This window comes from Streptomyces sp. IBSBF 3136 (assembly GCF_036815105.1).
In the GTDB taxonomy this organism is placed as follows: domain Bacteria; phylum Actinomycetota; class Actinomycetes; order Streptomycetales; family Streptomycetaceae; genus Streptomyces.
Genome location: NZ_JAJSZC010000235.1, coordinates 1 through 12,643 on the forward strand (window position 1 = coordinate 1; position 12,643 = coordinate 12,643).

General features: G+C 72.8%; 12 protein-coding genes and 1 pseudogene. 4 read left to right on the forward strand and 9 right to left on the reverse strand.

Going from position 1 to position 12,643, the window contains the following annotated elements:
- Positions 1-32: 32 nt before the first annotated feature.
- Entirely contained in the window at positions 33-776 is a 744-nt protein-coding gene (locus tag V7E45_RS33740) for a lysophospholipid acyltransferase family protein (RefSeq protein WP_333778054.1), read from the reverse strand.
- Between the two features lie 150 nt (positions 777-926).
- Here V7E45_RS33740 and V7E45_RS33745 point away from each other — a divergent pair, with 150 nt between their 5' ends.
- Complete coding sequence (locus V7E45_RS33745; protein ID WP_333778055.1) at positions 927-1,706, forward strand: alpha/beta hydrolase; 780 nt, start codon at positions 927-929, stop codon at positions 1,704-1,706.
- Entirely contained in the window at positions 1,699-2,262 is a 564-nt protein-coding gene (locus tag V7E45_RS33750; protein WP_333778056.1) for a hypothetical protein, read from the forward strand. Before V7E45_RS33745 ends, V7E45_RS33750 begins: the two co-directional genes overlap by 8 nt.
- Positions 2,263-2,281: 19 nt before the next feature.
- Here the strand turns inward: V7E45_RS33750 and V7E45_RS33755 are convergent, their stop codons facing one another.
- The 6 genes from V7E45_RS33755 to V7E45_RS33780 all read right to left on the reverse strand — a co-directional run bounded on the left by V7E45_RS33755 (position 2,282) and on the right by V7E45_RS33780 (position 7,294).
- Positions 2,282-3,034: an endonuclease/exonuclease/phosphatase family protein gene (locus V7E45_RS33755; protein ID WP_333778057.1), complete on the reverse strand. Its 753-nt coding sequence runs from the start codon at positions 3,032-3,034 to the stop codon at positions 2,282-2,284.
- 70 nt (positions 3,035-3,104) lie between these two features.
- Entirely contained in the window at positions 3,105-4,058 is a 954-nt protein-coding gene (locus tag V7E45_RS33760; RefSeq protein WP_333778058.1) for an ROK family glucokinase, read from the reverse strand.
- Positions 4,059-4,125: 67 nt separating this feature from the next.
- Complete coding sequence (locus V7E45_RS33765) at positions 4,126-4,623, reverse strand: DUF5304 domain-containing protein (RefSeq protein ID WP_333778059.1); 498 nt, start codon at positions 4,621-4,623, stop codon at positions 4,126-4,128.
- 57 nt (positions 4,624-4,680) lie between these two features.
- A complete protein-coding gene (locus V7E45_RS33770) occupies positions 4,681-5,862 on the reverse strand; it encodes an ArsA family ATPase (RefSeq protein WP_333778060.1) in 1,182 nt (393 codons plus the stop codon).
- Positions 5,863-5,925: 63 nt separating this feature from the next.
- Positions 5,926-6,366 carry an SRPBCC family protein gene (locus V7E45_RS33775; RefSeq protein ID WP_333778061.1) on the reverse strand — a complete coding sequence of 147 codons (441 nt, stop codon included), beginning with the start codon at positions 6,364-6,366 and terminating at the stop codon, positions 5,926-5,928.
- 130 nt (positions 6,367-6,496) lie between these two features.
- Positions 6,497-7,294: a metallophosphoesterase family protein gene (locus V7E45_RS33780; protein WP_333778062.1), complete on the reverse strand. Its 798-nt coding sequence runs from the start codon at positions 7,292-7,294 to the stop codon at positions 6,497-6,499.
- 296 nt (positions 7,295-7,590) lie between these two features.
- On the opposite strand from V7E45_RS33780, the gene V7E45_RS33785 reads away from it, so the two are divergent.
- Positions 7,591-9,387 carry an AMP-dependent synthetase/ligase gene (locus V7E45_RS33785; RefSeq protein ID WP_333778063.1) on the forward strand — a complete coding sequence of 599 codons (1,797 nt, stop codon included), beginning with the start codon at positions 7,591-7,593 and terminating at the stop codon, positions 9,385-9,387.
- 28 nt (positions 9,388-9,415) lie between these two features.
- On the opposite strand, the gene V7E45_RS33790 is transcribed toward V7E45_RS33785, so the two are convergent.
- Both V7E45_RS33790 and V7E45_RS33795 read right to left on the reverse strand, forming a co-directional pair.
- Positions 9,416-11,002, reverse strand: coding sequence for a GMC oxidoreductase (locus tag V7E45_RS33790; protein WP_333778064.1), 1,587 nt, complete (start codon positions 11,000-11,002; stop codon positions 9,416-9,418).
- A 106-nt stretch (positions 11,003-11,108) separates the two neighbouring features.
- On the reverse strand, positions 11,109-12,251 hold the full coding sequence (locus tag V7E45_RS33795; RefSeq protein ID WP_333778065.1) for a glycosyltransferase family 4 protein: 1,143 nt from the start codon (positions 12,249-12,251) through the stop codon (positions 11,109-11,111).
- A 93-nt stretch (positions 12,252-12,344) separates the two neighbouring features.
- Here V7E45_RS33795 and V7E45_RS33800 point away from each other — a divergent pair.
- Positions 12,345-12,643 (forward strand): annotated as a pseudogene (locus tag V7E45_RS33800) (hypothetical protein); the annotation flags it as partial.

Sequence of the window (12,643 nt, forward strand, 5' to 3'; positions counted from 1 at the left end):
CCCCCCGGGTCCCGCTCCCCCTGGCCGCCGGCCTAGGCGTCGGCCTTCTTCTCCGTCTCCTTGGTGGCCTTCTCCGCTTCCTTGGCCGCCCTGGCCGCCTCCGCGATCTGCCGCTTGGCGGCGGTCGCGTAGACGTCGACGTACTCCTGGCCCGAGAGCTTCATGATCTCGTACATGACCTCGTCGGTCACCGCGCGCAGCACGAAGCGGTCGTGCTCCATGCCGAGGTAACGGCTGAAGTCAAGCGGCTTGCCGATGCGGATGCCCGGGCGCATCAGCTTGGGCATCACCTTGCCGGGCGGCTGGATCTTCTCGGTGTCGATCATCGCCACGGGGATGACCGGCGCGCCGGTGGCGAGCGCCACGCGCGCGAGGCCGCCGGGCTTGCCCCGGTACAGCCGGCCGTCGGGCGAACGGGTTCCCTCGGGGTAGATGCCGAACAGTTCGCCGCGCTCCAGCACCTCTATCCCGCTCTTCACCGCCGCCTCGCCGGCGCCGCGCGCCCCGGAGCGGTCCACCGGGAGCTGGCCCACGCCCTTGAAGAAGGCGGCCGTGAGGCGGCCCTTGACGCCGGGAGTGGTGAAGTACTCGGCCTTGGCGATGAAGGTGACCTTGCGGTCCAGGACCGCGGGCAGGAAGAACGAGTCCGAGAAGGACAGGTGATTGCTCGCCAGGATGGCGGGGCCCGCGACCGGAATGTTCTCCATGCCCTCCACCCAGGGCCTGAAGGCGACCTTCAGGGGCCCTCCGATGGCGACCTTCATCGTGCCGTACATCACCCGCGTGCCTCCTGTGTCCGTCGATCAGACCTTAACCCGGAGCGCGGGCAATGGGACCGACGACCCTGGTCGGTGTCAGTGCGGTCGCGTACGGTGAACCACATCCGCCAGTTCTTCGCGTCCCACTCAGGAACAGGAGCCCGAAAGGTGCCGGTTCTCCCCGGAGCCGAGCCGTACCGCCACGAGGGCGGGGAGGTGGGTGTCCTCCTCTGTCACGGCTTCACCGGCTCGCCCCAGTCGCTGCGCCCCTGGGCGCAGCACCACGCGGCGCACGGCCTGACCGTGTCGGTGCCGCTGCTGCCCGGGCACGGCACCCGCTGGGAGGACATGCAGGTGACGGGCTGGCAGGACTGGTACGCGGAGGTGGACCGCGAGCTGCGCCTGATGTCCGAGCGCTGTACCCGGGTGTTCGTCGGCGGCCTGTCCATGGGCGGCGCGCTGGCACTGCGGCTGGCGGCCCGGCACGGCGAGCGGGTCGCGGGAGTGGTCGTCGTCAACCCGGCGAACCGGGTGCACGGCCTGTCGGCGTACGCCCTTCCGGTGGCCCGGCACCTCGTGCGGACGACGAAGGGCATCGCCGGTGACATCGCCCGCGACGGGGCGGCGGAGCTCGGGTACGACCGGGTCCCGCTGCACGCGGCGCACTCCCTGCGGGTGTTCCTGCGCCGGCTGGACGGGGAGCTGCCCCAGGTCACCCAGCCGTTGCTGCTGCTGCGCAGCGCCCGGGACCACGTGGTCCCGGCGGCCGACGCGGCACGGGTGCTGAGCCGGGTGTCCTCCCTGGACGTGACGGAGATCGTGCTGGAACAGAGTCACCACGTGGCGACGTTGGACCACGATGCGGACCGGATCTTCGAGGAGAGCCTCGCCTTCATGGGCCGGCTCGCACCCAGTGTCGGCAAGGAAGGGACGGCCGCAGTTGGCTGAGCACGACTCCGACCGCGAGGACCGCGAGCCGGACGAGAAGGGGGTGCCCTTCGACGAGGACGCCGTGTGGCGTGCCATCGTCGCGGGGTACGGCCAGGAGCCGCCCGATCCGCCGGGGGCCCGGCCCTTCAAGCCGGTCGAGGATCTCGCGCTGCTCGAGAAGGAACCGCGCCCCGAGCGCACCGACGGCTCCGGCGAACCGGGGCCGGCCCGACCGCTGGGCAGCTCCATCTCCTTCGCCCCGGGGGTGGGCCCGCGCGACCACCGCGTCGCCGAGCCGTCCGACGACGACTTCGACGAGGACGACGAGGGCCACTTCGTGCCGCCCGAGCCGCCCCCGCTGCCGACCGCCGACGCCACCGCGAAGTTCGCCTGGCTCGGCGTGGTCGGCGGGCCCGTGCTGCTGCTGCTCGCCGTGGTGCTGGGCTGGGAGATGACCTGGTGGCTGACCACCCTGGCCGTCGGCGGCTTCCTGGGCGGCTTCGCCACGCTGGTGATGCGGATGCGCACGGACGACGACGAGGACGGCGACCCCGGCCGCGGCGCGGTCGTCTGAGGGCCGGACGCGGGAGACCCTAGGCGGCCGGGATCCTGAGGGCGGCGAGGACCGGAAGGTGGTCCGTGGCCGCCCTCAGGTCCGAACCCGTGACGCCGGGGTGCCCGTCGGGCACCCCGCAGCCCAGTACCTCGATGCCCCGGGTCGCGAAGACGGCGTCGATGCGCTGGTGGGGGTCGGCGGGGGTCGAGGTGAACTCGCCGCCCCAGGGGGCGGCGGTCCGGCAGTCCTGGAGGCTGTCGGCGAGGAGCCGGAAGGTGCGGCCGTCGGGGCGCTCGTTGAGGTCGCCGCCGGCCACGGTGTGTTCCACGCCCATCCCGGCGACCCGGTCCAGGAGCATGCCGCCCTGCGCGTACCGCTCGTCCCGGCGCAGGCTCAGGTGGCAGCTGACGACACCGAGGCGGGCCGCGCCGAAGCGGACCACGGCCGTGGCGAGTCCGCGGCGGTGCAGGCCGGGGGTGAGCGGGAGCAGCACGTCCTCGGTCCGCTCGACGGTGGCGCGCAGGGTGCACAGGATCGCCGGGCCCGCCGCCGTGGCGCCGCCGGTGAGGAGCACCTGCCCGGAGGCGGCGGCGAGCCGGGCCAGCTTCTTGCGCCAGCGGAAGAAGCGGGGAGCCTCCTGGACCAGGACCAGGTCCGGGGCGCACGCGGTGATCACCCGGGCCAGCGCGGCGGTGTCGTCGCGCAGGGAGCGGACGTTGTAGCTCAGGACCCGGACGACGGCGGAACCGTCGGGCTCCGTACGGGAGTTGGGCAGATCGGTGGTCGCCATGACGATCAACATACGACGATGCCCGCCGGTCCGGGACCGGACTCGGCGGGCATCGTCGTACGCGGGCCCGCTACATGATCGGGTCGGGCTCACGGGCCAGGTCGGCCGCGCCCACCATGCCGGCCTTGTTGCCGAGCTGGGCGGCGATCACGTCGGCGACCGGACGCCAGTTGCCGCCGACCAGCCAGCGCTTGTAGGACTTGCGGATGGGGTCGAGGACGAGGTCGCCCTCGTCCGAGAGGCCGCCGCCGACGATGAACGCGGACGGGTCGAAGAGGGAGGCCAGGTCGGCGAGGCCGGCGCCGGCCCAGCGGGCCAGCTCGCGGTAGGAGTCGACGGCGACCGGGCAGCCCTGGCGGGCGGCCATGGAGATGTGCTTGCCCTCGATGCCTTCGGGGGTGCCGTCGCCGAGCGCGAGCAGCACCTCGGCGCGCTCGGGGGTGGCGTTGGCGCGCTGCTTGGCGTAGCGGACCAGGGCGCGGCCGGAGGCGTACTGCTCCCAGCAGCCCTGCGAGCCGCAGCCGCACAGCAGGCCGTCCGGGACCATCCGGATGTGTCCGAACTCGGCGGCCACGCCGAAGTGGCCGCGGCGCAGCTTGTTGCCGATGATGATGCCGCCGCCGAGGCCGGTGCCGAGCGTGATGCAGATGACGTTGCGGTGGCCCTTGCCCGCGCCGAACCGGTACTCGCCCCAGGCGGCCGCGTTGGCGTCGTTCTCGACCACGACGGGGAGGCCGGTGCGGGCTTCGACCTTCTCCTTCAGCGGCTCGTTGCGCCAGTCGATGTTGGGCGCGAAGTACACCGTGGAGCGCTGCCGGTTCACGTAGCCGGCCGCACCGATGCCCACGCCGACGATCTCGTGCCCCGCACGCGCTCCCTCCACCGCGGAGGCGATGGCGTCCACGATGGCCTCGGGCGTGGTGGGGGTCGGCACCTTGAAGGTCGAGAGGATGTTGCCCTCCTCGTCGACCACGCCGGCCGCGATCTTGGTGCCGCCGATGTCGACGCCGATGGTGAGTCCCATGAATCCCTCAGTTCCGGTCGAGCCCCGCTACGGCCAACCGTACCCGAGGCCCTGCCGTGGAAGGGCTTCAGTCCAGGTCGATGCGCTCCCCCGGACCGGTGCCCTCGCCCCCGTCGGGACGGTCGGGGCGGTCACCGCCGGGGGACGCCTCCGGGTCGGCCGCGCGGGTCGTCCAGCGGCGCTCCTGACCCTGGACGGCGGAGCGGTAGGCGGCCAGCAGTTCGGTGCCGGCCGCGGCCAGGTGGTCGAAGACCTGCGGGTTGCGTTCCACCACGGGCTCGACGGCGGCCTTGGCCTGCTGCACGACCTGGCGCACCACCTGCTGGGCGGCCGGGCCCGCGACGGCTCCGAGGAGCGGGGACTGGAGGCCGGACAGCTTGTCGGCCACCGTGTCCACGAGCCTGCGCAGTTCCTCGGCGGCGGAGCCCGGAGGCGGGCCCTGTCCGGCGCGGCGGCGGGCCTTCTCGGCGGCGAGGTCCTCGGCGCAGGCGGTGGACCAGGCGTCGGCGTCGCTCGGCCGCCGCTCCGCCTCGGGGGATTCGGGTGCGGGGCGCTCTTCGCTCATGGCGGACTCCTGACTACGGTTCGCTCTTCCGACGTTACCCGAGTGGGCGTACGCCGTTCACCGTCCGGCGGCGGGCCACAGGCCCGGGTCGGGCGCGAACCGGATGCGCAGCTCGCCTTCGCGCAGCCCGGCGCCCGCGACGGTGCAGCGGCGCAGGGCGGAGGGGAGCGGCACGATCCGCCGGAAGGGGCCGACGCCGATGACGAGTTCGTCGCCGCGCCGGACGAGGTCGAGCTCGTCCCGTATGGCGCCGGGCAGCGGGATGTGCCAGACCAGCACCCCGTCCTCGGCCAGCCGGTCGGCGACGGGCCACTCGACCGGGGCGGGCGCGGGGTTGACGGCGGGGACCGCGAGGGCGTCGAGGTCGTCGCCGCCGCGCGGGTCGCGGCCCAGGTGCGGGACCTGGTGCAGGTCGTAGGCCCGCTCGGTGTCCCGCCACTCGGCGAGGGTCTTGCGCTGCTGGGCGAGGAGCCCCGCGAGCCAGCCGTCGGGGGCGGGGTCGGGCAGGACGCGGTTGGCGACCAGTGCCTCGACGGGCAGTCCGCGCAGGGCGAGGCCGAGGGTGGCGGTGTGCAGGGCGTCGGCGCCGGCCGGGCCGGGTTCGGCGACCAGGCGTACGGCGGTGTGCCGGTCGGTCAGCACCGCCTCCACGGCGGCCAGCTCCAGGTCCCAGCGGGCCGCCGTCTCGTACAGCCACTCGGCGGGCATGGGGACGCCGGCCAGCCGGCCGAGGACCGGGCGCAGGGCGCGGGCGGCCTGCCGCTCGGGCGGCAGCAGGCGGCGCAGGTAGCGGCGCAGTTCCTCGGGGAGGCCGAGCAGCGGGAGGGCCTGCGGCAGCGGCGGGAGGTCGACGACGAGGAGGTCGTAGCGCTCGGAGAGGGCGGCGTCGCGCAGGGCGCGCAGGAAGGACAGCTCCTCGGCGCCGGGCAGCGGGGTGACCTCCTCGCCGTCCAGGCGGGCGGCGCCGAGGAGGTCGAGGACGTTCGCGGCGCGGGTCTGGAAGGCGGTGAGGTCCTGCCGGAAGCGGTCGGCGGCGTCGGGCCGCCACACGGTCAGCCGCGGGGCGGCCTCGGCCGGGGCCGGTCCTGTTCCGGTGCCCAGTGCCGTGCCCGGGGTGTCGGTGCGGTCGGCGCCGAGCAGAAGGGTGCGGGTGCCTTCGGCGGCGGCGCGGCGCGCGGTGGCGGCGGCCACGGTCGTACGACCGCTGCCGCCCGGGCCCATGATCAGGATGGTGCGCATGAGGGTGAACGGTAACGGAGACGACCGGGCCCGCGACCGGCCACGACGTGTCCGCGTCCGGGGCTAGCGCCCGGCCTCGACCCGCTTCTTCAGGCCCGCCAGCGCACGGTCGATGATGACCTTCTCCGCCTTGCGCTTGATCATGCCGAGCATGGGGATCTTGACGTCGACGGTGAGCCGGTAGGTGACCTCGGTGGCGCCCTGACCGGCCGGCTTCAGCAGGTAGGAGCCGTCGAGGGAGCGCAGCATCTGGGACTTCACCAGGGTCCAGGACACCTCGTGCTCACCGGTCCAGGTGTACGCCAGGGTCTGGTCGTCCTTGATGGCGCCGGCGTCCATGACGAGCCTGACCTGCTCGGCGCGGCCGCGCGCGTCGGCCGCGAGGACCTCGGCCTCCTTGACCTCGCCGGTCCAGTCGGGGTAGCGGGCGAAGTCGGCGATCACCGCCATGACATCGGCCGGAGCCGCCTCGATCGTGATGCTCGAACTGGTGTGTTCCGCCATCGCCGTGGCTCCTCCAGATGCGGACCGCAGGGAGTCTTCCGTGCGCGGGATGCGCACGTCTGTGCAGCGTGAAGGCTACCGCGCCGCCGACCTGCCGCCTTCACCCCGTCTCAGCCGAGTCCCCGGCTTCTCACCATTCGAGCGCCCAGGGCCTGCCGCTACCGGCGAAATGGCCCACGTTCACGCACTCCGTCGCACCGATCCGCATCCGGCGGACCAGCGGCTGGTGGACGTGCCCGAACAGGGAGTAGCGGGGCCGGGTGCGGTGGATCGCGGCCAGCAGCGCCCGGCTGCCCCGCTCGAAGCGGCGCGCGACGGTGTCGTAGACCAGTTCGGGCACCTCCGGCGGGATGTGCGTGCACAGCACGTCCACCTCGCCGACGGCCTCGATCTTCGCCGCGTACGCCTCGTCGTCGATCTCATACGGCGTCCGCATCGGGGTGCGCAGGCCACCGCCGACGAAGCCGAAGGTCCAGCCGCCGATCTCGACCCGCTCGCCGTCCAGCACGGTGGTGCCGGGCCCGGCGAACTCGTGCCACAGGGGAGGCATGTCGACGTTGCCGTAGGTGGCGTACGTCGGGGTGGGGAACGCGGCGAACAGCTCGGCGTACTGCTTGCGCACCGCCTTCTCGATCGCGGAGGCCCGGTCGGAGCCGATCCCGGCCCACAGCCGGGCGCCGAAGGCGCGGGCCTCCTCGAAGCGGCGGGCGGTGCGCAGCTCGACGATGCGGTCGGCGTTCTCCCTGCCGAACAGGTCCGGGAAGATGCCGCGCGAGTGGTCGGCGTAGTCGAGGAAGAGGACGAGGTCGCCCAGACAGATCAGGGCGTCCGCACCCTCGCCGGCCCGGGCCAGGTCACGGGCGTTGCCGTGCACGTCGCTGACCACGTGGACGCGGGTCCTCCTGTTGCCGGAGCGTGTGGGTGCCATGGCGATCAAGCGTAGGCGTGGGGGACGAGTGTGAACAGTGGCGGCCGGGCCTGCGGTTACTCGCCGGTCGGTCGGGCCGTGGACTACTGTGCGCGAAGGAACGCCATCCCGTGTGACGCAGCGAACATCTCGCCGGGACCCCCTGTCGTAGAGGCCATACCGGCGGGTAACGTCCGGGCAGTCCAGTCGTGCTCTGGATTTCAACATGTGAATTCCTGAGCATCCGCCCGAGCCTTGGACCGCACCGTCGCATCACACAGAGTCGTGGCGCCGGCGCCCTATGAGGAGCAGCAGTCTTGCGCGAGTTCAGCCTTCCGGCTTTGTACGAGGTCCCTGCGGACGGCAATCTGACCGACATCGTCCGCAGAAACGCCGCGCAGCATCCCGACGTCGCCGTCATCGCCCGCAAGGTGGGGGGCGTCTGGCAGGACGTCACGGCCACCCGGTTCCTGGCCGAGGTGCGCACCGCCGCCAAGGGTCTCGTCGCGGCCGGGGTGCAGCCGGGCGACCGGGTCGCCCTGATGTCCCGGACGCGCTACGAGTGGACCCTCCTCGACTTCGCGATCTGGAGCGCGGGCGCGGTCACCGTGCCGGTGTACGAGACCAGCTCCCCGGAGCAGGTGCAGTGGATCCTGTCGGACTCGGGCGCGACCGCCTGTGTCGTGGAGCTGGACAACCACGCGGCGGCCGTGGACTCGGTGCGCGACGCGCTGCCCGCGCTGAAGCACGTCTGGCAGATCGAGGCCGGGGGCCTGGAGGAGCTGGGACGGCTCGGCCAGGACGTCGCGGACGCGACCGTGGAGGAGCGCAGCTCGATCGCCCGGGCGGACGACCCGGCCACCATCGTCTACACCAGCGGCACGACCGGCCGGCCCAAGGGCTGTGTGCTCACCCACCGCAGCTTCTTCGCCGAGTGCGGGAACATCGTGGAGCGGCTGCGGCCGCTGTTCCGCACCGGTGAGTGCTCGGTGCTGCTCTTCCTCCCGCTCGCGCACGTCTTCGGGCGGCTCGTGCAGATCGCGCCGATGATGGCGCCGATCAAGCTGGGCTGTGTCCCGGACATCAAGAACCTCACGGACGAGCTGGCCGCGTTCCGGCCGACGCTGGTCCTCGGCGTCCCGCGCGTCTTCGAGAAGGTCTACAACTCGGCGCGCGCCAAGGCGCAGGCGGACGGCAAGGGCGCGATCTTCGACAAGGCGGCGGACACCGCGATCGCCTACAGCAAGGCGCTGGACACCCCGGCGGGCCCGGCCCTGGCCCTGCGGATCAAGCACAAGGTCTTCGACCGGCTGGTCTACAGCAAGCTGCGGGCGGTCCTCGGCGGCCGGGGCGAGTACGCGATCTCCGGCGGCGCCCCGCTGGGCGAGCGGCTCGGGCACTTCTTCCGGGGCATCGGCTTCACGGTGCTGGAGGGCTACGGCCTGACCGAGTCCTGCGCGGCGACCGCGTTCAACCCCTGGGACCGGCAGAAGATCGGCACGGTGGGCCAGCCCCTGCCCGGTTCGGTGGTCCGGATAGCGGACGACGGCGAGGTGCTGCTGCACGGCGAGCACCTGTTCAAGGAGTACTGGAACAACCCGGGCGCGACGGCCGAGGCGCTGGCCGACGGCTGGTTCCACACCGGTGACATCGGCACCCTCGACGAGGACGGCTACCTCAGGATCACCGGGCGCAAGAAGGAGATCATCGTCACCGCGGGCGGCAAGAACGTCGCCCCGGCCGTGATCGAGGACCGGATCCGGGCGCACGCGCTGGTCGCGGAGTGCATGGTGGTGGGCGACGGGCGGCCGTTCGTGGGCGCGCTGGTCACGGTCGACGAGGAGTTCCTGCCCCGCTGGGCCGAGGAGCACGGCAAGCCGGCGGGTGCCACCGCGGCGTCGCTGCGCGAGGACCCGGATCTGCACGCGGCGATCCAGGCGGCGGTCGACGACGGCAACGCCGCGGTGTCGAAGGCGGAATCGGTGCGGAAGTTCCGCATTCTGTCCTCCCAGTTCACGGAGGAGTCGGGCCACCTCACCCCGTCGCTGAAGCTCAAGCGGAACGTGGTGGCGAAGGACTACGCGGACGAGATCGAGGCGATCTACGCGAAGTAGCGTGCCCGGCGGGGCCGCTGAAAGCGTGTCATGGCGCGGTGTCCTCGGCGAGGACCCGCGCCATCGTGCGTTCGGCGAGCGCGGTGATGGTGACGAAGGGGTTCACGCCGATGTTGCCGGGCACCAGCGAGCCGTCGGTGACGTAGAGCCGCGGATACCCCTTCACCCGGCCGTAGTCGTCGGTTGCCTTCCCGAGCACGCAGCCGCCCAGCGGGTGGTACGTGAAGTCGTCGGCGAAGACCTTGCTGCCGGAGCCGAACAGGTCGTACCGGTAGATCGTGAGGTTGGCCAGGTTGATCCGGTCGAACAGCTTCTTGGCCATGCCCACCGACACCGCGCTCTGGGCGGGTGTCCAGCCGAGCCTGACCGTGCCGGAGGCCGGATCATAGGTGAAGGACGCCCGCTCGGGGTTCTTGGTGATCGCCAGGTAGAGGCTGATCCAGTGCTCGAACCCCATGGGCAGCGGGGCGATCTCGGCGAAGACGGGGTTGTCGGTGTTGGCCCAGTCGTCGATGCCCATGACGGGCATGGTCGCCTGGTCGGCGCCCACGGTGTCCCAGACGTGGTTGGCGCGGCCGAGCATGGTGTTGCCGTTGGGGCCCCAGCCCGCGCCCACGGCCGCGTTCAGGTCGGGCAGGGTGCCGGTGTCCCGGGCGCGGACGAGGAGTTCGGTGGTGCCGAGGCTGCCGCCGCCGAGGAAGAGGTACGTGCAGCCGTACTGCTTGGTCTCGACGACCGCGCCGGTGGTGTCGATGCGGTCGGCGGTCAGCAGGTAGGACCCGTCGGCCGCCCTGCTGACCGACGTGACCCGCTCCAGGGTGTGGACGGTGACGTTGCCGGTGCCGAGGGCCGCGGCCAGGTACGACTTGTCCAGGCTGCGCTTGCCGTGGTTGTTGCCGTAGATGACCTCTCCGGCGAGCGCCGACCGGGTGGCCGTGCCTGCGGCCTCCCGCTGCATGTAGCCGAAGTCGTAGACGTTCGGCACGAAGGTGGTGCGCAGCCCGGCGTTGGCGGCGGCCTTGCGTGAGGTGCGGGTGAACCGGTACCAGTCCGTGGACTCGAACCAGGCCGGGTCGACGGTGTTGACGCCCAGCATGGAGCGGGCGCGCGGGAAGTAGGTGCCGTACATCTCGTCGGCGTCGACGGTCGGGAACTGCTCGGCGAAGTAGGACTTCAGGGGCGTGACCGCCATGCCGCCGTTGACCAGGGAGCCGCCCCCGACGCCCCGGCCGACGTAGACGGACATGTGGTCGTAGTGCACCCGGTCCAGGACTCCCGGGTAGGGGCTGATGTCCTTGTTGACGAGGTCCAGCCACAGGAAGGTGGCCAGCGGGGCCTCCGTGCGGGTGCGGAACCACATGGAGCGCCGGTCGGGCGCGCTGGTGGAGCAGAACACCGTGCCGTCGGCGCCGGCCGTGTCCCACAGCCGGCCCATCTCCAGGACGAGGGTGCGGATGCCGGCTTGGCCGAGGCGGAGGGCGGCGACGGCGCCGCCGTAGCCCGAACCGACCACGATGGCCGGCGCGGACTCGGCCGCCGCGGGCTCGGCGGCGTGGGCGGACTGGAGTCCGATCCGGGTGAAGCCGAGGCCGGCCGCCGTCTGCAGGGCGACCATGCCAAGAATGTGACGTCGCGTCAGTTGATGCTGCGTCAGTTTTGGTGTCATGCGCGCAGCATGGGCGGATTTTCCGGTTCCGCCTAGGGTCCGTGCCGGCAGGTTTTCAGAGCAGCGTCCTGAGCTTCTCCGCCAGCAGGTCCCACCGCCACTTCTCCTCGACCCACTGCCTGCCCCGCTCGCCCATGCGGCGGCGCAGCTCCTCGTCCCCGAGGAGGGCGACGATCCGCTCGGCGGCCTCGGCCGGCTCCCCGCCCCGGACGACCCAGCCGGTCTCCCCGTCGAGCACGGCGTCGGGCGCGCCGCCCGAGTCGCCGGCCACGACCGGCAGGCCGGTCGCGGAGGCCTCCAGGTAGACGATGCCGAGGCCCTCGACGTCCAGGCCGCCGCGCCGGGTGCGGCACGGCATGGCGAAGACGTCGCCCGCGCCGTAGTGGGCGGCCAGTTCGGACCAGGGCACGGCGCCGGTGAAGCGGACCGAGTCCGCCACCCGCGTCTCCCGGGCGAGCCTGCGCAGGTCCTGCTCGTAGGGTCCGCCGCCGACGACGAGCAGCACGGCGTCCGGCTCGGCGGCGAGGATCGCGGGCATGGCCCGGATCAGGGTGTCCTGCCCCTTGCGCGGCACCAGCCGCGAGACGCACACCACCACCGGCCGGTCGGTGAGCCCGAGCCGGGCGCGGACCTCGTCCCCGCCCGAGCCGGGGTGGAAGGTCTTCTCGTCTACGCCGGGCGGCAGCTGCACCATCCGCCGGGCGGCCTCCGGGCTCAACGCGGCCGCTATCCGGGAGCGGGTGTACTCGCCGAGGTAGGTCAGCGTGTCGGTGGACTCCCCGATCCGGCCCAGCAGCTGCCGCGCGGCGGGCAGCTGGGCCCAGCCGGCCTCGTGGCCGTGGGTGGTCGCCACCAGCCGGCTCGCGCCGGCCTTCCTGAGCGCGGGTGCCATCAGACCGAGCGGCGCGGCCGCCCCGAACCACACCGAGGTGCAGCCGTGCTCCCGCAGCAGCCCGGCCGCCCGCCGGGTGACTCCGGGCGTGGGCAGCAGCATGGTGGTGCGGTCGCGCACCACGGTGAACGGCTGCTCGGCGTCGAAGGCGGCCGTGGCCTCGGCACCCTCCCGCCCGCGCTTCCAGGTCGAGGCGTAGACGACGAGCCGCTGCGGGTCCAGCCGGAGGGCCATGTTGTGCAGGAAGGCCTGGATGCCGCCCGGCCGGGGCGGGAAGTCGTTGGTCACGATCAGGGTCTTGTGCATCGCCGCCGACACTACCGGCCCGTGGCCCCGCCGACGGGGGGTGGGTGACGGACCGGCCGCGCTTCAGGCCCGCGCACCGGCCACCGGTGGATCATGGCCCCCGGGCCACGGCTGCCGGACGGACAGGGGCGCGCGGTGAGGAAGACGGACGGGCAGCTCACCGGGCTGCTGGGCGCCTGGTGCGCCACCCGGCTGGTACTGCTGCTCCTCGTCCTGGGGGTGCTCGCCCTGCCCGGCGCGGACGTCACCACCGACGTGTCGGTGATCTACCGGGGCTGGTACGAGGTGCTGCGCCAGGGGACCTTCCCTCTGGACGACGTCACCTGGCAGTACCCGCCCGCCGCCGCGCTCGCGATGCTCGCCCCCGCCGCCCTGCCGTTCCTGTCCTACCC

Coding starts and splice junctions, on each gene's coding strand:
- V7E45_RS33740 (WP_333778054.1), bottom strand. CDS start 776: ATGTACGGCACGATGAAGGTCGCCATCGGAGGGCCCCTGAAGGTCGCC.
- V7E45_RS33755 (WP_333778057.1), bottom strand. CDS start 3,034: ATGGCGACCACCGATCTGCCCAACTCCCGTACGGAGCCCGACGGTTCC.
- V7E45_RS33760 (WP_333778058.1), bottom strand. CDS start 4,058: ATGGGACTCACCATCGGCGTCGACATCGGCGGCACCAAGATCGCGGCC.
- V7E45_RS33765 (WP_333778059.1), bottom strand. CDS start 4,623: ATGAGCGAAGAGCGCCCCGCACCCGAATCCCCCGAGGCGGAGCGGCGG.
- V7E45_RS33770 (WP_333778060.1), bottom strand. CDS start 5,862: ATGCGCACCATCCTGATCATGGGCCCGGGCGGCAGCGGTCGTACGACC.
- V7E45_RS33775 (WP_333778061.1), bottom strand. CDS start 6,366: ATGGCGGAACACACCAGTTCGAGCATCACGATCGAGGCGGCTCCGGCC.
- V7E45_RS33780 (WP_333778062.1), bottom strand. CDS start 7,294: ATGGCACCCACACGCTCCGGCAACAGGAGGACCCGCGTCCACGTGGTC.
- V7E45_RS33790 (WP_333778064.1), bottom strand. CDS start 11,002: ATGGTCGCCCTGCAGACGGCGGCCGGCCTCGGCTTCACCCGGATCGGA.
- V7E45_RS33795 (WP_333778065.1), bottom strand. CDS start 12,251: ATGCACAAGACCCTGATCGTGACCAACGACTTCCCGCCCCGGCCGGGC.